A 19,896-nucleotide genomic window follows, 5' to 3' on the forward strand; every position below is an offset into this window, starting at 1 on the left:
TCCTATTCGATCAGCTCGAAAGAGAAGCGCGGGATCAGCCCCTCATCGTAGCTGCGGGGATGGTACTTGCGCGTGCCGGTCTGGCCGAGCAGGGGCGTGGCGGCGAGGGCTGCGGCAGCTGTGAAAAAGTGGCGGCGGATCATAGATCGTAACGCTTGAGCACCTTGTCGACCACCGTGCCATCGGCCATCCGGTAGCCCTCGATGCGGCCATAGTCCTCAAACCCGCGAGACTGGTAATAGGCCAGCCCGCCCGTGTTGTCGGCGCGGATATTCGCGCGGATCCAGCGGTAATCGAGACGTTTGGCGGCCTTTAGCGTGGCCTCGAAGAGCTTTGAGCCGATGCCCAGCCCGGTTTTGCCACGCCGGGCGAAGGTGGCGATCTCGGCGCAGGTTTCGGGCTCATCAACCATCGGGTCGATCCACTGAAACCCGAGAAGCTCGCCCGCTTCGTCTTCGGCCACGTGCCATGCAGCGCGGGGGGAGATGGACATCTTGGCGAGGATGTCTTCGCGGGTTACCTGCCCTGTGATCGCGGTGGTGCCGCCAGCATCGACGACTTCCTGCAAGAGTTCGGCAATGGCGCGGGCATCGGAGGCCCCCGCCGCGCGGATGTGAATCATGATCGGGCCTCGGTGCGGGCTTTGATGACATGGAGAACGGCGTGGTGCATGTCGTTCAAGAAGAGCCTGCCCCACGGTTTGAGGTAGGCGTTGATCGGCGTGGAAAGCTGGTAGCTCGTGGTGAGGGTGACGCGGGTTTGCGACGGGCTGAGCGGCTCGAAGCTATAGCGGCCTTCAAGCATCACCACTTCGGGGCCGAGCGGCGAAATGCGGGGATCGAGCGCCTTCAGCGCGTCCGGATCGGGAAAGGCGAAGCGCCACGCGAGATCGGGGCCGGGCAGGAGATGCTCTTCAAAGTGCACGGCCTGCGTCCACCTGGCATAGCGAACGCCGCCTTCTGTCTGCGCAGAGAGCGGGCGCGGCGCGCGCAGGAGGTTATGAGTGAACGTCCAGGGGCGCTCGCTTTTGGCAATGTCAGAGACGTTTTCGGCCTGCGCGCGCACCTCGGAAGCTGGTGCGGCGATGGTTATGACAGTCGAGACCGAAACGACTTCTTCAAAGGCGGGTGCAGGCAAATCGAGCACCGGCACGAGCAGCGGCAGGGCGAGCAGTGCGGCGCAGAGATGGCTTTGGCGCTCGAAACGCTCCAGCAGGAGGCGGGTTAGGGCGATGCCGATCATGGCGATAAACATGGCGATTGGCAGGATCATCACCACGCAGATCAAGGTTTCGATGGCGAAGAGCAGGAACAGGATGGTGACAGCGAGCATAGCCAGGCAGGTGCGGCCGATGACTGCCCAGAAATCGAGCCTGCGATGCCAATCGAACACGAGTTGGCCAGCGAAACCGAGGCCAAGAGCAAACCAGAGCGCAAGCCAGGCGATATCGGGGCCGGAAGGCACGAGGAAGAAGATGGCGTAGGCCAGTGCCGCATAGATCAGAAAGATCAGCGGGCGCAGGACCAGGGGCGCCATCAGAGAGCTGCCATCAGGGCTGCGTGGCGGGCGGTGAAATCGGCCCGCACGTCGACGGGTGGGCGCAGGGTGATTTCCATGCCGTCGATCAGCTCCGGCGCGGGAACGCCGAAAAACTTGTTGGCCTCGGCCACGGTGAAACCGGCGATGCGCGTGGCCTCCAGCCAGGCCGAGACCTTGTCGGCCTTTTTGATTTGTTTCTTGACCGTGGCGGGGATTGCGGCGGGCAGGCCAAAGCGGATGTGAATGGCGGCTGTCAGCCGATCATCCAGTGCACCGTAGCCAGGGCCAACTGCGGCCTTAACGGGAGAGATCATATCGCCGATTACGTATTCGGGCGCGTCATGCAGCAGGGCAGCGAGTTGCCATTTGACGGGGGCAGAGGGGTTCATCCGGGTAAAAAGCGCCTCGACCAGCAGGGAATGCTCGGCCACGGAATAGGCATAGTGGCCGTGGGTCTGGCCGTTCCAGCGAGCGACGAAGGCGAGGCCATGGGCGATATCTTCGATCTCGATATCGACCGGCGTCGGATCAAGCAGATCGAGCCTGCGGCCCGATAACATGCGTTGCCACGCGCGGGGCGGTGCCTTGGCCATGAACGTCTCCCTCTCGCCCGAATTGGGTAGCGCGATCACGGCGAGGTGTAAACGTGGGTTGGAACCACAGGGCCGCCGTAGCTGTTAAGCTGCTGACAATACAGGGCAACCAGCCAGAATAAAGCCTGCCGAACGCGGGCCCGTTAGGAGTGCAACATGAAGACCGTCATCGCCACCGCGACCTTGCTCGCCGCCGCCACGCCGCTGGCCGCGCTGAGTGCAGACGGGCCCTGCGGCAAGCGCGAGTTCTTCGTGGATCAGCTTGTAGAAACCTACGAGGAGCGACCTGTTGCGGGCGGGCTGCAAAGCGAAGACTCGCTGGTGGAAATTTGGGCCTCTGAAACGAGCGGTAGCTTTACCATTCTCGTTACCGACGCGTTCGGGCAAACCTGCGTTGCCATCACCGGCGAGGACTTTCACGAGGCCGGTAGCTTTGTTGGCGTCAAGGGCCAGGCGTCCTGAGCAAACAGCTTCGGATTAGGCGGGTTTGGTTGCCGCTCATGGGGGCGAGTGCTATGTGCCGCTGCAAGTGAAACATGCAGTGGGAGCGCCCGATGGCCGCCGATTACGTTGTTAAAGACATCTCTCTTGCCGGGTTCGGCCGTAAGGAGCTGGACATTGCAGAGACCGAGATGCCCGGGCTCATGTCTTGCCGCGCCGAATATGGTGAAAGCAAGCCGCTGAAAGGGGCCCGTATCGTGGGCTCGCTTCACATGACGATCCAGACGGCTGTGCTGATCGAAACGCTGGTGGCGCTGGGTGCCGACGTGCGCTGGGCCTCCTGCAACATCTTCTCCACGCAAGACCACGCGGCGGCGGCGATTGCCGAGGCGGGCGTGCCGGTGTTTGCGATCAAGGGGCAAAGCCTTGAGGAGCATTGGGACTACCTCGACAAGTCGTTCCTGTTTGAGGATGGCCCCAACATGATCCTCGACGATGGCGGCGATGCCACGCTTTACGTGCTGCTCGGCGCACGGGCTGAGGCGGGGGAGGACATCATCCCCGTGCCGCAATCCGAGGAAGAAGAGGTTATCAAGAAGCAGATCAAGAAGCGGATGGAGGCCTCCCCCGGTTGGTTCACCAAGGTGCGCGACCAGATCAAGGGCGTTTCGGAAGAGACGACGACCGGCGTGCACCGGCTCTACGACCTGCACAAGAAGGGCCAGCTACCTTTCCCGGCGATCAACGTGAACGACTCGGTGACCAAGTCGAAGTTTGACAACAAGTATGGCTGCAAGGAATCGCTCGTCGATGGCATCCGCCGCGCGACCGACACGATGATGGCCGGCAAGGTGGCCGTGGTCTGCGGCTACGGTGACGTGGGTAAGGGCTCTGCTGCCTCCCTACGCGGCGCGGGTGCTCGGGTGAAAGTGACGGAAGTGGACCCGATCTGCGCGCTTCAGGCGGCGATGGACGGCTTCGAGGTGGTGACGCTGGAGGATGTTGCCCCCACCGCCGATGTCTTCATCACCACCACCGGCAACAAGGACGTGATCCGCATCGAGCATATGCGCGAGATGAAGGATATGGCCATCGTCGGCAACATTGGCCACTTCGACAACGAGATTCAGGTGGCCAACCTGAAGAACCACAAGTGGACCAACATCAAGGACCAAGTGGACATGATCGAGATGCCGGGTGGCAACCGGATCATCCTGCTCTCGGAAGGCCGTCTGCTGAACCTTGGCAACGCCACTGGCCACCCGTCCTTCGTGATGAGCGCCTCCTTCACCAACCAGGTGCTGGCGCAGATCGAGCTTTGGACCAAGGGCGAAGAGTATCAGCCGGGCGTCTACATCCTGCCCAAGCACCTCGACGAGAAGGTGGCGATGCTGCACCTCGACCGGATCGGCGTTAAGCTGTCGAAGCTCTCGAAGGATCAGGCGGCTTACATCGGCGTGACGCCGGAAGGGCCGTTCAAGCCCGAGCATTATCGCTACTGATACGCGGTTAGCGGCGAAATTCTACGGCCCTGGAGGAGACTCCGGGGCCGTTTCTCTTGTAGGGCTCGGTGGAAACTTCCAGGCCAAAAGCACCCCGGCGGCAAGTATGAAGAGATGAGGTAACATTACATTTGCAAGGAGGAAGCTAGGCAGTTTGGTGTCGCCATTGGTGAACTGCCAGGAGCCGATGATGCCCAGACCTTCGGCACAGTCGAACTTCTTCGACAGCTCTTCCAACTCCTTGAGGCGTGGGAGATAGCCGCGTTGGAAGCTCTTCCACAAAGCGTCGATCCAGTAAAACGGCAAGGTAGAACAGGCGGCCAGCAAAAGCGCGATCCGTCCGTTGTGGCGGATCGGCTGGCTATAGGCTGAGAGCATTGCAGCGAGCGCGACCGTGACCGACCAGCTCTTGAGGGTGAGCGCATGGCTGTTGAACGCCTCATAGGCATTGAAGGCCAATGCGTACTCGTTCCAGATCAGATCACAGTTCATTTTGCCCTCACTGTTGCGATCATGGCGTGCCCTGTGTGTTCCGCGCAAGAGTATCGGCGCGTTTTCGGTTTGCCACGGGCGGCGAAGGCTGAGACTTCTTGGGCGGACAAAAGGGAGATAGCAATGCGGATCATTGTCTACGGAGTGGGCGCGATTGGTGGCGTAGTTGCGGCGGCATTAACGCTGAGCGGGCAGGCGGTTGTTGGCATTGCGCGGGGGCGGATGCTGGAGGCGATCCGGGCCGATGGGCTGCTACTTGATAGCGAGCGGGGCCGCGAGGTGGCGCGGTTTGAGTGCGTGGGGCACCCGAACGAGATCACCTTCCAGCCGGATGATGCGGTGCTAATCTGCGTGAAAGGGCAGGATACCGCCGCCGCGCTGGCCGATCTGCGGGCGGCGGGGCTGACCAATCAGCCGATTTTCTGCTGCCAGAACGGTGTGGCCAATGAGCCGCTGGCGCTGCGGTTCTTCCCCAATGTCCATGCGGTGACGGTCATGATGCCTGCGAGTTATCTGGAACCGGGCGAAGTGGCGATTCACTGCCAGCCCAAGTTCGGGCTCTTCGACATTGGGCGGTTTCCGGGCGGGCATGACGCGGACGATGCAGCGATGGCCGAGGCGCTGAACGCGGCGAATATCGAAACGCAGGTGCGCGACGATGCGATGGCGCCGAAATACGGCAAACTGATCCTCAACCTCGGCAATATTACCGGTGCGCTCTTGCCCGCAGGTGCAGATTGCGCCGAGTTCGACGGGCCGCTGCGCGAGGAGGGCAAGGCGGTGCTCAGGGCCGCCGGGATTGCGTGGGAAGACGTTGGCAAAACTGAGCGGCGCGCGAAGTTCATGCAGAACCGGAGCGATAGCGTGCAGGGGCGGGCGGGCAACTCCACCACCCAAAGCCTTGCCCGCGCGACGGGCAGCGTGGAAACCGATTGGCTGAATGGCGAGATTGTGCAGCTTGCGCGGCTGCATGGGGTGCCTGCGCCGTTGAATGCGCGGGTTCAGGCGCTTTCGGTTGAGATGATGGCGGAGGGTGGCACGCCTGGGAGCCTGAGCGTGGTGGACCTGCGGGAGCGGTTGTTCGGATAGGTTCGGGGGTGGTGGGCAGATTGCCCACCCTACGGGTTTGGCGCTCCGCGACGGATCGCGGAGCGCCGGGGCTTTAGTGCTTGAACCGCTTGATCTCGCCGGACTTGAGCCGGGAAATGTAGCTGTTCACTTCACGCTTCACGATCGGCATCAGCAGGTAGAGTGCGATGATGTTCACGATCGCCATCGAGAAGAGCATGGCATCGGAGAAGTCGATCACTGGGCCAAGCTGGGCCGCCGCCCCGATCACGATGAAGAGGCAGAAGATGACTTTGAAGATCACCTCTGTCGTGCTGCCCTCGCCGAAGAGATAGGTCCACGCCTTCAGGCCGTAGTAGCTCCACGAGATCATGGTGGAGAAGGCGAAGAGCACCACGGCCACCGCCAGCAGCACCGGGAACCACGAGAAGGCCTTGGCATAGGCCGCCGAGGTGAGCGCAACGCCCGAAACCTCGCCTTCGGTTGCGATCCGGCCCGCCTCGGCGTTCCAGATGTAGAGCCCGGTTTCAGGATCGACGTTGAGCACCCCGGTGATGACGATGACCAGCGCGGTCATGGTGCAGATCACCACGGTGTCGATGAAGGGCTCCAGCAGGGCGACGTAGCCCTCTGTCACCGGCTCCTTGGTGCGCACCGCCGAGTGGGCGATGGCGGCTGAGCCGATGCCGGCTTCGTTGGAGAAGGCGGCGCGGCGGAAGCCTTGGATCAGGGCACCGGTGAAGCCGCCCACAACCCCGAGGCCGGTGAAGGCTCCCATGAAGATTTGCCCAAAGGCCCATCCGATCATCTGATAGTTCATCAGAAGGATCACCAGTGACACGGCTACGTAGAAGATGCCCATGAAGGGCACGACCTTTTCCGTGACTCGGGCGATGGATTTGATGCCGCCAACGATCACTGCAAAGGTTACGAGCGCAAGGATGACGCCGGTGATCCAGCCCGGGTAATCGCCCAGCACGCCTGCGAGCTGTGCGTGGGCCTGATTGGCTTGGAACATGTTGCCGCCGCCCAACGCGCCGAGGATGGTGAAGATACAGAACAGCACCGCGAGGATCTTGCCGCCCGGAAGCCCGCGCTCTTTGAAGCCCTTGGTGATGTAATACATTGGGCCGCCAGAAACGCGCCCGTCGGGGTACTCGTTGCGATACTTCACGCCGAGCGTGCATTCGGTGAACTTGGTCGCCATGCCGAAGAGGCCCGCGACGATCATCCAGAAGGTCGCCCCCGGCCCGCCGATGCCGACAGCCACCGCGACACCGGCGATGTTGCCGAGGCCCACGGTGCCCGAGAGCGCCGTGGCGAGCGCCTGAAAGTGGGAGACCTCACCCGCATCGTTCGGATCGGAATAATCGCCCTTCACCAGCCGGATCGAATGGACGAAGCCCTTGATCTGGATGAAGCCGAAATAGAGCGTGAACACGAGCGCGCCGACGACGAGCCACAGTGCGATCCACGAAAAGGTGGTGCCGGGAAGGGGCGCGAAGATGAAGGACACATACCAGCCGGTATAGTCCGCGAAGATGGTGTTGATGGTTTCGTCGATGCCCTGTGCCAGCGCCGGGAAAGGCGCAAAGAGAGTGGCAATGAGGGCGGCGAAGGCTGTTTTGAGATGCATGGGTTTTCTCCGGCGCTCAGGGCACGATCACGGTGGGAACGGGGGCAATCTGGGCCAGCCCGATGGGCACGGAGCCAAACACCCGCGCCGCGATGGATTGTGACCCGGCCCGACCGACATAGATCATCGTGGCCTTTGTTTCGGCGGCGATCTCAACGATCTTGTCCACCACGTTGCCGTAGCGAAGCTCGCATTTGGCATCGAGGCCGGCGGCTTGGGCCCTGGCAACGGCCGGATCAAGGACGATCTCCTTGGCGCGTTCCATTTCCTTCTTGCGGCGACCATGGCGCTCTTCGATTTCTTCCGGAGTGAGGAAGCTATAGGGCGACCACTCCAGAATATGCACGATCAGCAGGCTGGCGCCGTCTTTCTTGGCGCGCTCGATCGCGTAATCGAGCGTGGGCGTATCGCCCTCTTCGCCCTCATACGCGACGATAAATGTTTCAGAACTCATTGGTCGTCCCCCGTGTCTTTTTATGTTCCGGCCTCATCAAGATCCCCAAAAAACACACAAAAACTGACAGGCCGCTCTTTGAGCCTGTGCGATATGTCACAGGTCTGTCACGAAATTTCTTGGGGAAACGGGCGAAACTCGGCGGTCAATCGCCGGGATGGGCAGTTAATTGGCCCGTTGCGTGATATGTCACACGACATCGTGTTGACCTTGCGTCGGGGGTATTTTTTCTTTGCCGGTATGGGGCTGATGCGTATGTTTCACCCCAACGGCGGGAGAACTCGCCGCAGTGCCACCATGCGAGGGAGTGAAGCATAATGGGCAAGAGAGACGAGTTGATCGCGAAGTATGCCGACGATCTGAAGAACAAGTGCGGGATGACCCCGGACATGGACCTGCTGACGAAAGTCACCATCGGTTGCGGTCCGTCGATCTACAACGACGATGCTTCTACCGTAGCCGCGAGCCAGAAGAGCGAGCTGGAGACGATCGAGAAGAACTTCCTGATCAAAAAGCTCGGCTTGCCCGCCGGGCCCGACCTGATGGCGGGCATCGACAAGGCGATCGAGACCTATGGCAAATCGGAGCGGAACAAGTATCGCGCGGTTTTCTATTATCTGCTCGTGAAGCAGTTCAAGAAAGAATCTGTTTACAAGTAAGGCAGCCTGAAGCCGCCGAAATCGTAACCTCTCCGAGAGGATTGTGGCGGCGTCGCTTTGGCCGTGCCATCAATAGGGGGAGCCGCTCAACAGCGGTTCCCTCTTTTGTTTCGGGCGCTTGGCAGGTTTGGCCCGGGGCCGGAAAGCGGTGAATGTGGTGGCTTTGAGGCGACCCTTATGGTTAACGCGCCATATACCCTAACCTACTGTAAAACAGACATTTTTCTAAACGGAACGGTTGCTTTGCGGTGCCACTTGGCGTAGGTTCATTCACAAGCGAAGGGTCAGGATGACCCGGGACATATCAGATACGAGCGGTGCGATTGGGAGCTCGTGGGAAGATGGAGGGTCTCGGGGGTCGAGGCCCTCCATTTTGTTTGCGGGGGCGGTTTGGACGCGGCTTGGATCCATGACGACGGAGAAGGGGGGCAAAGCGGCGAGGCATGCTGCGTTTGGCCGTGGTGGAGCTTTTCCAAGACAATCATTGCGGGCTGTGCGCTTCGTCTGTCGCAGGAGGGCACGCTTGATCTAGAGGCGCCATGTGGCGGCCCTCACACGTTACGGCAGCTTCTTCAGCACCGGGCCGGCGTGCCGTGTTACGGGGGGTTGCGTGCCTATCACGATGCGGTGGCTCGGGGCGATAGGCCGTGGTCACGCGAGAGGTTGATGCGGGAGGTTGGCAGCGAACCGCTGTTCGCGCCAGGTGAGGGCTGGGCCTATTCGAACATCGGATACATGCTGGCCCGTGAAGCCGTAGAAGCCGCGGCGGGCTGTGACATTGGCAGCTTGGCGGCGCGGTACTACGCCGAGCCGCTGGCGCTTGCCACCATGCGGCTGGCCGAGGTGCCGGGCGATTTTGCGGAGAGTCCGGGCGCGGCAGGATATGACCCGGGGTGGGTCTACCATCGGTGCTTCATGGGATCAGCGAGAGATGCCGCACGGCTGGTGGGCGTGTTGGCGTTGGAACTCGGCGGGCAGCCTGTGCACCGGCTTGGCGGCGGCATCGAGGGCCGACCATGGAGCGAAACGGGCTATGGGCTGGGTGTGATGGCCGGTGCCGTTGAGGGCGCTGGCCGCGTGGTTGGTCATTCGGGATCGGGGCCGTTCAGCCATTGCGCCATCTACCATTTTGCTGATGTCGCCCGCCCGGTGAGCGTGGCGACCTTTGGCACCGGGGCAAGCGAAGCCGAGCCGGAGTGGGAGGCGGTGCGGATTGCCCTTGGGGGCTAACGCTCAGAACAGGCCGAGCACAAGGCCGATGACCGTGGGGCCAAGCACGGAATAGCCACCATCCAGCAGCGTCAGCTCCTGTTTGCGGCGGGCGTAGGCGTAGTTCATCGCCACCCAGGGCGTGATCATGAAGAGCCCGATGCCGAGGCCGACGAGGGCGGATTTGAGCGCGCCTTCGATGCCCGACATCACGAGGATATGGCGCATCATCCCGGCAACCAGGAGCATTGCCACACCGGAGATGATGAAGGGCACCGGAGAGAACCCGCCCGCAGGCGCGCCGGTTTCATCCACGGGAATCTCCGAGGCGGCTAGCCAAGGCTTGGACAGCGTCATGTACCAGACCGCGCCAACGGCGAATCCGGCTATAGCGGCGATAAGTACGGCGATCATGCCCATGGGGGCCCCTCCCTCTGCGGTCAGCAGCGAGTATGCGGCACATCAACCTTTGTGGGAATACCCGCCAAGCTTGCAGATGTACGCCCATTCTGCCTCGGTGACGGGCTGCACGGAGAGGCGGGTGTTGTTGACCAACACCATGTCTTTCAACGCGGGCTCTTCCTTGCACATCGCCAGAGTCACGGGATTGGGCATGGGCGCAACCGCCTTGATGTCGACGCACTCCCAGCGCGCGTCATCTGTGGTGCTGTCGGGGTGAATCTCGGCGCAGACTTCAACCACGCCGACGATCTCCTTGTCCTTCTGGGAGTGGTAGAAAAACCCAAGGTCGCCCAACTTCATCTGCCGCATCATGTTGCGCGCCTGATAGTTGCGCACGCCATCCCACTCTTCGCCCGCGTCGCCCTTGGCGATCTGATCATCCCAACTCCATGTGGAGGGTTCGGATTTGAAGAGCCAATAGGCCATGAGATTATTCCTTCGTCAGCGGTCTGGAGAGCAGCACGGCCATTGCCTCGGGCGCCGAGAGCGTGCCGGAGGTGAGCGCGGCAACGGCCTCGGTGATCGGCATGTCGAGCTTGTATCGCTGCGCGAGCCGCAGCGTGGCCTCGGCGGTGGCGATGCCCTCGGTTGTCACGCCCGGCGGCGGAACCTCGCCCCGGCCCAGCGCGAAGCCGTGGCGGAAGTTGCGGCTTTTGTCGGATGTGCAGGTCAGCGCGAGATCGCCAAAGCCGGAGAGGCCGGAGAGCGTGTCGCGCTTGCCGCCCAGCGCAGCCGCAAGGCGGGCCATTTCGGTAAAGCCACGCGTCATCAGGGCGGCGCGGGCGCTCTCACCGAAGCCCGCACCAATGCAGGCCCCGCAGGCGATGGCGATGACATTCTTCAGCGCCCCACCCAGTTCCGCCCCGATCGGGTCCGTCGACAGGTAGAGCCGGAGGGTGGTGGTGGAAAGCGCCGATTGCAGCATCTCGCCGGTGCGTTTGTCGGCGCAGGCGAGGGTGAGGGCGGTGGGCAGGCCCTGGGCAATATCGACGGCAAAGGACGGGCCAGTAAGAATGGCCGGAATCGCCCTTTTTGCGGCGCTTTCGATGATGCCGGTCGGCCCCTTGCCACGCTCAAGATCAACACCCTTGCAGGCCGCAACAACGCAGGCCTCGCCGATATGCTCGCGGTGCTCGGCCAAGAGGCCGGCGAGGGTTTGCATGGGTGTGGCCATGATGAGGATTGGCGCGGCGAAAGCGCCATTGTCATGCACCACAGCAAGTTCAGAGGGCAGGGGCACGCCGGGCAGGTGACGCTTATTTTCCCTTGCCTCGCTAATCTCGGCGGCATGATCGGGGTTGCGCGCCCACAGGGTCACGGTGGGGCCATCCTCGCCAGCGAGTTGGCTGGCCAGTGCGGTGCCAAAGGCCCCTGCTCCTATGACGGAAATATCGCTCATGCCTTTGCGCCTTTCTTGCCGGAGCCGAGCATTGGCAGGGCTGCTGTGTCAAGCGGCCAGCGTGGGCGGGCCGAGAGGGTGAGGTCGTCTGCAGAGCCACCTGCGCGCAGTCGTTCGATTGCGGCCCAGCCGATCATTGCCGCGTTGTCGGTGCAGAGGCTGAGTGGCGGTGCGGTAAACCGGGCGCCGACCTTTGCGGCCACATCCTGAAGTGCCGCGCGGAGGGCCTGATTGGCGGCCACGCCTCCGGCCACCGCCAGCGCTGGTGCGGCTGGAGAATGCGCCATGTAGGTCTCCAGTGCCCGCGCTGTCTTTGCGGCCAGCACATCGCGCACGGCTGCCTGAAAACCGGCGGAAAGGTCGGCCACATCCTGCCGCTTCAGCTGGTTGCCGCCGATCATCACCTCGTCACGGGCGCGTAGCAGCGCTGTTTTGAGCCCGGAGAAGGACATATCGCAATGCGGCTCGCGCAGCAGAGGGCGGGGCAGGCTGAAGCGTTGTTCGTCCCCCTCCAGCGCGGCATTTTCGATGGCCGGGCCACCCGGTTGAGGCAGGCCAAGCAGGCGGGCGGATTTGTCGAAGGCTTCGCCCGGCGCATCGTCGATGGTGCCGCCCAGCCGTTCAAAGCTTTCTGGCCCGTGCACGATCAGAAACTGGCAATGCCCTCCGGAAACCAGCAGCATGAGGTATGGGAAGGCCAGCCCATCTGTCAGCCGCGGCGTCAGCGCATGGCCTGCGAGGTGATTGACCCCGATGAGGGGAAGCCCGGTTGCCGCTGCCAGTCCCTTGGCGCACATCACGCCAGAGACGACCCCGCCGATCAGCCCCGGGCCGGCGGTGACGGCAATCGCATCCAGCTCTGTCAACGCCACGCCCGCGTTTTGCAATGCCAGCTCCACCATCAGGTCCAGTCGCTCCGCGTGGGCACGGGCGGCAATTTCGGGCACCACGCCACCGAACGCTGCGTGCAGGTCTGTTTGCCCGGAGACCTCGGAGGAGAGCACATGGGCGGCACCGTCCCAGTGCAAGACCGCTGCGGCGGTGTCGTCGCAGCTGCTTTCGATGCCAAGGACGGTTAGCACGCTCATGTCTTGCCTTTTCAGGGGTCGCGCGGCATGACCCGCGCAGATGGCTGATCGTTGTTATCCCGCCCGGGTTGCGTTGTGAACCGCCTGCCCGTCCTGCTCACCCGCCCGGCACGGGGTGCGGCAGAGTTTGCCGAGGCGCTGCGTGGCGCGCTGGGCGAGGTGGAGATCATTGTTAATCCGCTGATCGAAATCGTTCCGGTTGCGCCCAAAGAACTCCCCGGCTCGGATGATGCGCTGATTTTTACATCGGTGAGCGCGGTTGAGGCTTTTGCAACGTTTCAGGCGGGCGGCGGGCGCAGGGCGTGGTGCGTGGGAGATCGCACTGCAACGGCGGCCGCCTCGGCAGGGTTTGAGACGCGTGTCGGGAATGGGGTGGCAGCCGGTCTGCCCGAGAGGATTGCGCGGGAACAGCCAGTGCCGTTGCTTTGGCATATGCATGGCGCGCATGTGCGGGTGGATCTTGCGGAACGGCTCACCTCAATGGGCCACCCCTGCCATGGCATCGTTATCTATGACCAACCCGCGCGCGCCCTGGCCCCGCCCGTCAAAGCCCGACTTTCGGGGGGTGAGGCGATGGTTGCGCCCCTCTTTTCGCCCCGCTCGGCAGGTCTTTTGGCCGCAGAGGTGAAAAACCTTGGTGCGAATCTTCGGGTTGTGGCGTTGAGTAGTGCGGTGGCTCAGGAATGGCCCGGAGATGCCGTTGTTGCGGAGCGCCCTGACGCAGCGGCGATGCTGGATGCTGTCAGGCGCGAGGTTGGTTGAGCCGCTGCGGGTGGCAGGCTAGGGTGTTGTGCGGCAGCGCAGCGAAATGACGAGAGGAGTTGACGTGGCGGGTTCGGACGACAAGCCGGAAGACGAGGGCAGCGAGGCCGAAGTGAACGGTGCGGATGCGCAAGATGATGGCCCGGATCAGAAGAAGGATCATGAGCCTGAGACCGCTGCAGACGCCGAAGAGTCGGCCGACTCCTCGCAGGATGACGCGACCGAAGAGACAGCCGATGAAGATGGCGAACCGGTTGAAGCCGAGGCTGACGAGAACGCTCTGACACCCGTTGAGCCGGAGGATTCGCCCAGTGGTGATGCCGCCGACCCCGAAGCAACGCTAGAAATCGCTGAACCGTTGAAGCTTGGACCCACCGAAAAGGGCGCGGATAGCCTCGAAGCCGAAGCCGAAGCCGAAGCCGAAGCCACGGATGAGGTGCCCGACCTTTCCGAACCGCCGGAGCCTGAGGCCACGCCGACCCATGCAGCGGCTCCGCCACCAGCCGCGCAAAAAGCCAGCGTCATGCCCATGCTTTTTGGCGGAATCATCGCGGGCTTTATAGGCTTTGCCGCCGCATGGGCCCTCTGGGGGCGTGACAACTCTTCCGCAGACCTGACCGCGCGGCTGACCCAGCAAGAGGAAAGCGCCGCTGGAACGACGGCCGCGCTCAATGAAAAGGCGTCTTCGGAGGATCTTGCCGCGCTGGAGGCTCGCGTGGCGGAGCTTGAAGCCGCGCCAGCCGTTACCGCCGATACCAGCGAAACCGATGCCGCCATCGCAGCACAGGCCGATGCACTGGCTGCCCTTTCAGCGCGGATGGAGGCGCTGGAGAAGGCCCCGGTGGAAGGTTCGGCAGACCCGGCAAGCCAGGCCGCCCTTGCTGCATATGGCCGAGAAGTTGAGGCCCTTCGCAAGGAAGTGGCCGAACAGATGAGCGAGATGAATGCGGCGCTGGAGGCCGCGAAGGAAACCGAGGCGCAGGCCGCCGCGCGGCAGGAAGAGGCCGCGGCCGCCGCCGCCCGCGCCGAAGAGCAACGCGCGTTGCTCGATGTGCAACAGGCCCTCGACACTGGCGCGCCCTATGCCGAGGCGCTTGCGCGCATCACATCTGCGGAGATCCCCGGAGGGCTTGCCGCCCATGCCGAAGAGGGTGTGATGACCCTGGATGCGCTGAAAGCCAGCTTCCCCGCCACGGCCCGAGGTGCGCTTCGGGTATCGCGCGAAGAAACAGCCTCGGAAGAGGGCGGCGGTTTTGGCTCGTGGCTCACGCGGCAAGTTGGCGCTCGCTCACTTGAGCCCAAAGAGGGGGATGACCCCGATGCCGTGCTCTCCCGCGCTGAAGCGGCGCTGAATGGGGGCGACCTTTCCACCGCGCTCGAAGAGCTTGCAGCGCTGCCCGAGGGCGGCCAAAACACGATGGATCAGTGGATCGCGCAAGCCAGCCGTCGCAACGATGCCGTGACCGGGGCCCGATCCCTGTCTGCCACGCTTACAAGTAACTAGGAGACAACAGACGCATGCTCTGGTCGGTTCTCAAGATTCTCTTTTTCGTCGTGATCGTGGCGGCTCTCGCGCTTGGCGCGGGGTTCGTGATGGAAAACGGCCCATCGGTGTTGCTGCGCGTTGGCTCCATCGAATTTGCGCCCTCGCCATTGGTTGCGATCATCTGCGCCCTCGTTCTGCTGCTCGCGGTCTGGCTGCTGCTCAAGCTCGCTGGCCTTCTGGTGGCTGTGGTTCGCTTTCTCAACGGCGATGAAACCGCGATGAGCCGTTACTTTGACCGTCACCGCGAAAAGCGCGGCTATGAGGCTTTGGCAGACGGGATGATGGCGCTGGCTTCCGGTGAGGGGCAACTGGCCCTGACCAAGGCCAACCGGGCTGAGCGCTACCTCGGCAAGCCCGAACTCACCCGCCTTCTGACGGCGCAGGCCGCCGAGCAGGTGGGCGACAAGAAGCGGGCCGAAGAAGCCTATAAATCCCTGCTGACCGATGACCGCACCCGCTTTGTGGGGGTACGCGGCCTACTGAAGCAAAAGCTCGCCGATGGTGACACTGACACCGCCCTCAAACTGGCCGAAAAGGCCTTTTCAATGAAGCCGGGCCACGAAGAGGTGCAGGATACGCTGCTCCAGCTTCAGGCTGGCCACTCTGATTGGTCCGGTGCCCGCAAGACTCTGAGCGCCAAGCTGAAGCATGGCTCGCTGCCGCGTGATGTGCATCGTCGCCGTGATGCTGTTCTGGCGCTCTCGGAAGCCAAGGATGTGGTTGAGGAAGGCGGCAGCATCGAAGCGCGTGAAGCCGCGATCGAGGCCAACCGTCTTTCGCCCGATCTCGTGCCCGCTGCCGTCATGGCTGCCCATGGCTACATCGAGCAAGACAAACCGCGCTATGCGACCCGGGTGATTAAGAAGGCGTGGGAAGCCCAGCCGCACCCCGATCTTGCTGCCGCCTTTGCCGCGATTCAGCCCGACGAGAGCCCCGAAGCCCGGCTCAAGCGCTTTCAGCCGCTTCTGCGTTCGCATCCTGAGAATGAGGAAACCAAACTGCTGCTGGCCGAGCTCAACCTCGCCGCGGAGGACTTTCCGGCGGCTCGCAAGGCGGTTGCGCAGCTTGCCAGCGCGGAAGGTGCCAATGCCCGGGCGCTTACCATCATGGCCGCTGTCGAGCGCGGCGAAGGAGGCGATGATCACGTGGTTCGCGCTTGGCTGGCACGTGCCCTGACAGCGCCGCGTGGCCCCGCATGGGTTTGTGAGAAATGCCAGAACATCCACGGCCAATGGTCGCCCACCTGCGACAATTGCGGCGCGTTCGACACGCTCTCATGGCGTGAGCCGCCCAAGGCTGAAGTCACCATGCCCGGCGGCGTCGAAATGCTCCCCCTCCTTGTTGGCCCCGCTCCTGAGCCAGAGCCGGAGGAGGCCCCGCTTGTCTTGCACGAGGGCGAGGTGGAAGACGCCGAGACGGTGGAGCCTGAAGAAGAGGCCCCGGTGGAAGAGAAGGCAAAATAGGGCTGGCCCGCGCGAAGCGTCCGCGCTATAGACCGCGCCGGTTGCCGCTGTAGCTCAGCTGGTAGAGCACGTCATTCGTAATGATGGGGTCGGGGGTTCGAGTCCCTTCAGCGGCACCAGTTTTCCAAAGGTAACGAAGTAAATACAATCGCTTAGCGGAAGTGCCGCCGAGTGTATCCACCCCCCTGCCCACCTTTGGCGTTCTGGTGAATGGTCATTCGTGGCCGTAGTGTGATGCAGAGAAGACCGCGCTCTGAGTTTCTCTCCAGCTTCTCCGGGTCCAAGTCTCGCAACCCCGCTCACTCGTGGCCCAGAGTGCCCCCAGGGAATGGGACTACGACATGTACCTACAGAGCTTGCGCTTCTTCCGGGACGAGGAGGAGGCTGACACCAGTGAGGCCGACAAGTGGCCCTCGGGGTGGTGGATCGTGCCAGCGGCTATCTTTGGCCTCGCCTTCTGGGCGGGAGTTGGCTGGCTGTTCTGGTCGCTGCTTTGAGGCTCCGGCATATGTCGCCTAACAATGGAAGCAGGTTACTGCCCAGCGCGCTCTGCCGATTTTCCCCAGTAAGCAAAAGTAGGCGCATCCCAGCCTAGCGCTCAACTACCTGCTTACTGCAGGCGGATTGCCCCTTGAACAGCATCATGAGACTCTTTGCGTGAAGTGCCGGAGTACGCAGATGCTGAAGAGCCAAACAATCGCCTACCTACTACCAATCGCTCTACTTTTGATTGTTGTCGCCGCGTCTCCTTCTGACAGCGCAACATTCCAGGTTGAGGCGTTTGATCTTAGACCGATCCGGGAGCCAACGATCCACGTCACTATGAGTGGACCTATCGTTTCGGGCGATGCAGAGAAGCTAACCGAGGTTCTTGCCAAGCATAGCTTCGAGGGCATGCGCGACATCCTCTTCCTGATGGACTCGCCGGGCGGAAGCCTCATCGAGGGCTTGGCCATCGGTCGCGTGATTGCTTCACTTCCAGAGATTACTTCCGCGCAAGTGGGATCAATCGAACGGCCTGATGCGACTTGCGCCAGCGCCTGTGTCCTATCGTACTTGGGCGCTGACTACCGATACTTGGCCGAGCGGGGGCGGATTGGGGTGCACCGCTTTGCAGCCCCAGACACGGACATGAGCGGCGCCGAGGCGCTTTCAGTGGCACAAGAGATGTCCGCCGTCCTTACCGAGTACATGCGCCAGCAGCGCGCCGACCCAGCTTTCTACGAGCGGATGGCGCGGACACCTTTCGACGGCATCGACTGGGTGGACCGGAAGCAGTTGGAGGAATGGCGGGTGGTCACCGGACCTGTCTACGACGAGTGGACCGAATACAGGAACGCCAACGGCTCGATTGCCCTCTTTCTCGGTCATATCAGTTTGTACGGCGAAAATAGTATGACCTTGCTCTGCGGTGATCGTGGGCTCGTGGGCCTAGCTTCACTGAATAAGCCCGAACTTTCGATGTATGGTCGCATGGAGCTGGCGATTGATGGCGACGGGTTTACTGTTCCAGATTATCAAGTCGTGAAGGACAGCGAGCGATTTGCCCAGGTTGCGTTTCAGATTCCGGCAGACAGCTTACATCGGATCGCTGCTGCTAAGTCGTTCGGGGTGCGCATCCTGCTGCCCAGCGAGTACGGCTTCTTCGGGTTCGAGATGCAGATTAAAGATAATCGGCTGCGGGAGATGGTGACGACTTGTTCAACCGCGAGCGTTGCCAACCCTAGTGCAACCGGTATGAGACTGATCCAAGGGACCGATTATCCAGGGGGAGATGTGACATCCTCCGGCATTCGCGGCATCAGCTTGGACGCGTGTCTGCGTGCTTGTGACGTAGATAACTCTTGCCGGGCGGTTTCCTACGTGACCGAACTGAGTTGGTGTTGGCCAAAGTCACAGGTAGGGCAACCGACTGCTGCGCCTGGGATCGTGAGTGCTATAAAGTGATTCCCGCCAACCTATTGCCTCACCCCGAAACCACCGCACGCGCCGTAGCCACCGTTTTCTCGGTCTCATCTTCTAGGGAGGAGTCGGCTGGCTGATCTGTTCGTTCTCACGAGGCCCGCCTAGGTAGCACGGTCCGAGGGTTCCGCCTTCTCTTTCGAGCGAACACTTAGACTGATCTCAGTCAGCACCCCAAGCGCGATGGCGATGCCTATCCAGTAGAAGCCCTGGTCGATGGCCTCGCCGGTGGTATCCGTGCGAAGATAGAGCTTCGCAGCGGCAACTGGATCGTCGGCGGTGAGCGCTAGCGTGAATCCCATGAAAAGCCGGATAGCCGCCAACACGAATACCACCCAGGCGCCAACGCGCCCTAACTTCGTGAAGAACATATCGTACCCCTTATCTGTTCGAGCTATTTGAGTGGGGCATCAACCAATCCATCCGGTTGGGTGCCGGGACCTGCGCAAGGGCCATGAAAAGATTGCTCGCCTATAGGTTCTTCAACGCCTCTAGTTCTTGGAAGCGGTGCCATGGAAGTGAGGGATGAGAACAGTAAGGGTGGCTGGGATAAACCTGCACGACCACATCGCCGCGAAGCAAGACGCCAAAGTTCTCGCGCCCGGTATAGCCACCGAAACCGTTCTTGGCGTTGCCTCGGACACAGACGCCCCGAAGGCCCGAGCTGAAAGTTCCAACATTGGATATCCCCGCATCGCGGATGGAGTAAGGATCCAAGAGCTGGGTCCTAGCAACCTCAACTATCTTAACGCGGACCACCTTTGATGGAGGGGATGAGTTCGCGATCACCTTATTCAAGTCCTCTGATGGCGTTGCTGCACACCCAGAGACGACTACAGCCACAGTTGCGACTGTAGATTTCAAGACTTTTCTCACCGTTTCATGTCCTTATGTGCCCAAGTTAGGGTAAAATGTTCTTCAGAACGGAAGCGTTTGTCCAGCGAATTTGCGTGCCGGTTTCGGGATCGACTTTCAGCAAAGTTCGCGCCAAGCGCGACAGTCATGCAAGCGGACATAGTGAAAGCTTTCATTGTGGCACCCACCCTCAACGTCACCCTGTGAGAGCGTTAACCGCACCGTCGGCTGTGCCAAACGGAACCCGGTTGCTGATTGCGCGCTTCACGGCTTCTCAGGATGATGCGAGCACCATTGGGGGGTGGACTGGGAAGCTCCGTAGGTCGAACCACGTAAAACGCGTGCCATCCGGGTTCGTCTTGTTGCCCCATCGTAGACCGTTGGCCCCTCGCCGCACCAATGCCGCGCGAAAGGCACGCAGGTCGATCAACCACCACTTTTCGAAACCGACACCAGAAGCACTGGCATGGCCGTAAAACATCCAATCACCCGCCCCATTGATGATCTTGGAAAGCTCCGTTTCACCGCCAGAAGGGAGCTTGGAGCGGATGGTAAAATCATGGGGGTATCGTTCAGCATAGCCCGGCCTCCGGACTCTCGCCGCTATCCGCATGTCGCGAGCGTCCAGCATGAGTAGGTCAGTGGCCTGTCGCTGATCAAGAAGGTCGGGTGCGGCTTGGAGGAGGTGTGATCCGACGATGCTCTTGATCTGGGGAATGTAGCGGTCGGACCACTGCCTGTTGATGTCGTAATGCGCGTTCATAGG

At 61.9% G+C, this 19,896-nt stretch carries 23 protein-coding genes and 1 tRNA gene; 11 read left to right on the top strand and 13 right to left on the bottom strand.

Annotated elements, in window-relative coordinates:
* Positions 1 to 2: 2 nt before the first annotated feature.
* The 4 genes from ACXAG6_RS02865 to ACXAG6_RS02880 are packed head-to-tail and all read right to left on the bottom strand — an operon-like array spanning position 3 to position 2,132.
* Complete coding sequence (locus tag ACXAG6_RS02865; RefSeq protein ID WP_475334821.1) at positions 3 to 143, bottom strand: hypothetical protein; 141 nt, start codon at positions 141 to 143, stop codon at positions 3 to 5.
* The gene (locus tag ACXAG6_RS02870) at positions 140 to 622 is read right to left on the bottom strand and encodes an N-acetyltransferase family protein (RefSeq protein ID WP_475334824.1); all 483 of its coding nucleotides are present in this window, start codon (positions 620 to 622) and stop codon (positions 140 to 142) included. Before ACXAG6_RS02870 ends, ACXAG6_RS02865 begins: the two co-directional genes overlap by 4 nt.
* Positions 619 to 1,536, bottom strand: coding sequence for an SRPBCC family protein (locus ACXAG6_RS02875; RefSeq protein WP_475334826.1), 918 nt, complete (start codon positions 1,534 to 1,536; stop codon positions 619 to 621). The genes ACXAG6_RS02870 and ACXAG6_RS02875 overlap by 4 nt, the downstream gene beginning before the upstream one ends.
* Entirely contained in the window at positions 1,536 to 2,132 is a 597-nt protein-coding gene (locus ACXAG6_RS02880; protein WP_475334827.1) for an HD domain-containing protein, read from the bottom strand. Before ACXAG6_RS02880 ends, ACXAG6_RS02875 begins: the two co-directional genes overlap by 1 nt.
* Positions 2,133 to 2,288: 156 nt before the next feature.
* On the opposite strand from ACXAG6_RS02880, the gene ACXAG6_RS02885 reads away from it, so the two are divergent.
* A complete protein-coding gene (locus ACXAG6_RS02885) occupies positions 2,289 to 2,594 on the top strand; it encodes a hypothetical protein (RefSeq protein ID WP_475334829.1) in 306 nt (101 codons plus the stop codon).
* Between the two features lie 92 nt (positions 2,595 to 2,686).
* Positions 2,687 to 4,075, top strand: coding sequence for an adenosylhomocysteinase (gene ahcY, locus ACXAG6_RS02890; protein WP_475334831.1), 1,389 nt, complete (start codon positions 2,687 to 2,689; stop codon positions 4,073 to 4,075).
* 21 nt (positions 4,076 to 4,096) lie between these two features.
* Here ahcY and ACXAG6_RS02895 read toward each other — a convergent pair whose 3' ends face one another.
* Complete coding sequence (locus ACXAG6_RS02895; RefSeq protein ID WP_475334833.1) at positions 4,097 to 4,567, bottom strand: hypothetical protein; 471 nt, start codon at positions 4,565 to 4,567, stop codon at positions 4,097 to 4,099.
* A 123-nt stretch (positions 4,568 to 4,690) separates the two neighbouring features.
* Between ACXAG6_RS02895 and ACXAG6_RS02900 the strand changes: the two genes are divergently transcribed.
* A complete protein-coding gene (locus ACXAG6_RS02900) occupies positions 4,691 to 5,656 on the top strand; it encodes a ketopantoate reductase family protein (RefSeq protein ID WP_475334835.1) in 966 nt (321 codons plus the stop codon).
* Between the two features lie 73 nt (positions 5,657 to 5,729).
* Here ACXAG6_RS02900 and ACXAG6_RS02905 read toward each other — a convergent pair whose 3' ends face one another.
* Positions 5,730 to 7,271 carry an alanine/glycine:cation symporter family protein gene (locus ACXAG6_RS02905; RefSeq protein WP_475334836.1) on the bottom strand — a complete coding sequence of 514 codons (1,542 nt, stop codon included), beginning with the start codon at positions 7,269 to 7,271 and terminating at the stop codon, positions 5,730 to 5,732.
* A gap of 16 nt (positions 7,272 to 7,287) precedes the next feature.
* A complete protein-coding gene (locus ACXAG6_RS02910) occupies positions 7,288 to 7,725 on the bottom strand; it encodes a universal stress protein (RefSeq protein ID WP_475334838.1) in 438 nt (145 codons plus the stop codon).
* A 317-nt stretch (positions 7,726 to 8,042) separates the two neighbouring features.
* Here ACXAG6_RS02910 and ACXAG6_RS02915 point away from each other — a divergent pair, with 317 nt between their 5' ends.
* Positions 8,043 to 8,384, top strand: a complete 342-nt coding sequence (locus ACXAG6_RS02915; RefSeq protein WP_140012541.1) for a DUF2853 family protein — start codon at positions 8,043 to 8,045, stop codon at positions 8,382 to 8,384.
* A 333-nt stretch (positions 8,385 to 8,717) separates the two neighbouring features.
* A complete protein-coding gene (locus ACXAG6_RS02920; RefSeq protein WP_475334840.1) occupies positions 8,718 to 9,614 on the top strand; it encodes a serine hydrolase domain-containing protein in 897 nt (298 codons plus the stop codon).
* 3 nt (positions 9,615 to 9,617) lie between these two features.
* On the opposite strand, the gene ACXAG6_RS02925 is transcribed toward ACXAG6_RS02920, so the two are convergent.
* The 4 genes from ACXAG6_RS02925 to tsaD are packed head-to-tail and all read right to left on the bottom strand — an operon-like array spanning position 9,618 to position 12,542.
* Positions 9,618 to 10,013, bottom strand: coding sequence for a DUF1761 domain-containing protein (locus ACXAG6_RS02925; protein ID WP_475334842.1), 396 nt, complete (start codon positions 10,011 to 10,013; stop codon positions 9,618 to 9,620).
* Between the two features lie 42 nt (positions 10,014 to 10,055).
* Complete coding sequence (locus ACXAG6_RS02930; protein ID WP_475334845.1) at positions 10,056 to 10,481, bottom strand: EVE domain-containing protein; 426 nt, start codon at positions 10,479 to 10,481, stop codon at positions 10,056 to 10,058.
* Between the two features lie 4 nt (positions 10,482 to 10,485).
* Positions 10,486 to 11,454 carry an NAD(P)H-dependent glycerol-3-phosphate dehydrogenase gene (locus ACXAG6_RS02935; RefSeq protein ID WP_475334848.1) on the bottom strand — a complete coding sequence of 323 codons (969 nt, stop codon included), beginning with the start codon at positions 11,452 to 11,454 and terminating at the stop codon, positions 10,486 to 10,488.
* Positions 11,451 to 12,542 (bottom strand): tRNA (adenosine(37)-N6)-threonylcarbamoyltransferase complex transferase subunit TsaD, encoded by a 1,092-nt coding sequence (gene tsaD, locus ACXAG6_RS02940; RefSeq protein WP_475334851.1) that lies wholly within the window; start codon positions 12,540 to 12,542, stop codon positions 11,451 to 11,453. The genes ACXAG6_RS02935 and tsaD overlap by 4 nt, the downstream gene beginning before the upstream one ends.
* Before the next feature lie 75 nt (positions 12,543 to 12,617).
* Here tsaD and ACXAG6_RS02945 point away from each other — a divergent pair, with 75 nt between their 5' ends.
* The 6 genes from ACXAG6_RS02945 (at position 12,618) to ACXAG6_RS02970 (ending at position 18,260) form a co-directional block, all read left to right on the top strand.
* Positions 12,618 to 13,304 carry a uroporphyrinogen-III synthase gene (locus ACXAG6_RS02945; RefSeq protein WP_475334853.1) on the top strand — a complete coding sequence of 229 codons (687 nt, stop codon included), beginning with the start codon at positions 12,618 to 12,620 and terminating at the stop codon, positions 13,302 to 13,304.
* Positions 13,305 to 13,350: 46 nt separating this feature from the next.
* The gene (locus ACXAG6_RS02950) at positions 13,351 to 14,808 is read left to right on the top strand and encodes a COG4223 family protein (RefSeq protein WP_475334855.1); all 1,458 of its coding nucleotides are present in this window, start codon (positions 13,351 to 13,353) and stop codon (positions 14,806 to 14,808) included.
* 14 nt (positions 14,809 to 14,822) lie between these two features.
* Positions 14,823 to 16,313, top strand: coding sequence for a heme biosynthesis HemY N-terminal domain-containing protein (locus tag ACXAG6_RS02955; protein ID WP_475334857.1), 1,491 nt, complete (start codon positions 14,823 to 14,825; stop codon positions 16,311 to 16,313).
* A gap of 43 nt (positions 16,314 to 16,356) precedes the next feature.
* Positions 16,357 to 16,432: transfer RNA gene (locus ACXAG6_RS02960), tRNA-Thr, on the top strand.
* Between the two features lie 222 nt (positions 16,433 to 16,654).
* Positions 16,655 to 16,810, top strand: a complete 156-nt coding sequence (locus ACXAG6_RS02965; RefSeq protein WP_475334859.1) for a hypothetical protein — start codon at positions 16,655 to 16,657, stop codon at positions 16,808 to 16,810.
* Between the two features lie 181 nt (positions 16,811 to 16,991).
* A complete protein-coding gene (locus ACXAG6_RS02970; RefSeq protein ID WP_475334860.1) occupies positions 16,992 to 18,260 on the top strand; it encodes a PAN domain-containing protein in 1,269 nt (422 codons plus the stop codon).
* 119 nt (positions 18,261 to 18,379) lie between these two features.
* On the opposite strand, the gene ACXAG6_RS02975 is transcribed toward ACXAG6_RS02970, so the two are convergent.
* Both ACXAG6_RS02975 and ACXAG6_RS02980 read right to left on the bottom strand, forming a co-directional pair.
* Positions 18,380 to 18,646: a hypothetical protein gene (locus ACXAG6_RS02975; protein WP_475334863.1), complete on the bottom strand. Its 267-nt coding sequence runs from the start codon at positions 18,644 to 18,646 to the stop codon at positions 18,380 to 18,382.
* A 758-nt stretch (positions 18,647 to 19,404) separates the two neighbouring features.
* Positions 19,405 to 19,893 carry a hypothetical protein gene (locus ACXAG6_RS02980; RefSeq protein ID WP_475334866.1) on the bottom strand — a complete coding sequence of 163 codons (489 nt, stop codon included), beginning with the start codon at positions 19,891 to 19,893 and terminating at the stop codon, positions 19,405 to 19,407.
* Positions 19,894 to 19,896 lie beyond the last annotated feature (3 nt).

It is taken from the genome of Vannielia sp. ABF1_015 (genome assembly GCF_056160745.1).

What these genes read in the sequence shown, in the direction of transcription:
- ACXAG6_RS02980 (WP_475334866.1), bottom strand. Translation starts at nt 19,893, where the DNA reads ATGAACGCGCATTACGACATCAACAGGCAGTGGTCCGACCGCTACATT.
- ACXAG6_RS02905 (WP_475334836.1), bottom strand. Translation starts at nt 7,271, where the DNA reads ATGCATCTCAAAACAGCCTTCGCCGCCCTCATTGCCACTCTCTTTGCG.
- tsaD (WP_475334851.1), bottom strand. Translation starts at nt 12,542, where the DNA reads ATGAGCGTGCTAACCGTCCTTGGCATCGAAAGCAGCTGCGACGACACC.
- ACXAG6_RS02970 (WP_475334860.1), top strand. Translation starts at nt 16,992, where the DNA reads ATGCTGAAGAGCCAAACAATCGCCTACCTACTACCAATCGCTCTACTT.
- ACXAG6_RS02935 (WP_475334848.1), bottom strand. Translation starts at nt 11,454, where the DNA reads ATGAGCGATATTTCCGTCATAGGAGCAGGGGCCTTTGGCACCGCACTG.
- ACXAG6_RS02930 (WP_475334845.1), bottom strand. Translation starts at nt 10,481, where the DNA reads ATGGCCTATTGGCTCTTCAAATCCGAACCCTCCACATGGAGTTGGGAT.
- ACXAG6_RS02915 (WP_140012541.1), top strand. Translation starts at nt 8,043, where the DNA reads ATGGGCAAGAGAGACGAGTTGATCGCGAAGTATGCCGACGATCTGAAG.
- ACXAG6_RS02910 (WP_475334838.1), bottom strand. Translation starts at nt 7,725, where the DNA reads ATGAGTTCTGAAACATTTATCGTCGCGTATGAGGGCGAAGAGGGCGAT.
- ACXAG6_RS02955 (WP_475334857.1), top strand. Translation starts at nt 14,823, where the DNA reads ATGCTCTGGTCGGTTCTCAAGATTCTCTTTTTCGTCGTGATCGTGGCG.
- ACXAG6_RS02885 (WP_475334829.1), top strand. Translation starts at nt 2,289, where the DNA reads ATGAAGACCGTCATCGCCACCGCGACCTTGCTCGCCGCCGCCACGCCG.
- ACXAG6_RS02965 (WP_475334859.1), top strand. Translation starts at nt 16,655, where the DNA reads ATGTACCTACAGAGCTTGCGCTTCTTCCGGGACGAGGAGGAGGCTGAC.
- ACXAG6_RS02950 (WP_475334855.1), top strand. Translation starts at nt 13,351, where the DNA reads ATGACGAGAGGAGTTGACGTGGCGGGTTCGGACGACAAGCCGGAAGAC.
- ACXAG6_RS02880 (WP_475334827.1), bottom strand. Translation starts at nt 2,132, where the DNA reads ATGGCCAAGGCACCGCCCCGCGCGTGGCAACGCATGTTATCGGGCCGC.
- ACXAG6_RS02900 (WP_475334835.1), top strand. Translation starts at nt 4,691, where the DNA reads ATGCGGATCATTGTCTACGGAGTGGGCGCGATTGGTGGCGTAGTTGCG.
- ACXAG6_RS02865 (WP_475334821.1), bottom strand. Translation starts at nt 143, where the DNA reads ATGATCCGCCGCCACTTTTTCACAGCTGCCGCAGCCCTCGCCGCCACG.
- ACXAG6_RS02875 (WP_475334826.1), bottom strand. Translation starts at nt 1,536, where the DNA reads ATGGCGCCCCTGGTCCTGCGCCCGCTGATCTTTCTGATCTATGCGGCA.
- ACXAG6_RS02895 (WP_475334833.1), bottom strand. Translation starts at nt 4,567, where the DNA reads ATGAACTGTGATCTGATCTGGAACGAGTACGCATTGGCCTTCAATGCC.
- ACXAG6_RS02870 (WP_475334824.1), bottom strand. Translation starts at nt 622, where the DNA reads ATGATTCACATCCGCGCGGCGGGGGCCTCCGATGCCCGCGCCATTGCC.
- ACXAG6_RS02975 (WP_475334863.1), bottom strand. Translation starts at nt 18,646, where the DNA reads ATGTTCTTCACGAAGTTAGGGCGCGTTGGCGCCTGGGTGGTATTCGTG.
- ahcY (WP_475334831.1), top strand. Translation starts at nt 2,687, where the DNA reads ATGGCCGCCGATTACGTTGTTAAAGACATCTCTCTTGCCGGGTTCGGC.
- ACXAG6_RS02925 (WP_475334842.1), bottom strand. Translation starts at nt 10,013, where the DNA reads ATGGGCATGATCGCCGTACTTATCGCCGCTATAGCCGGATTCGCCGTT.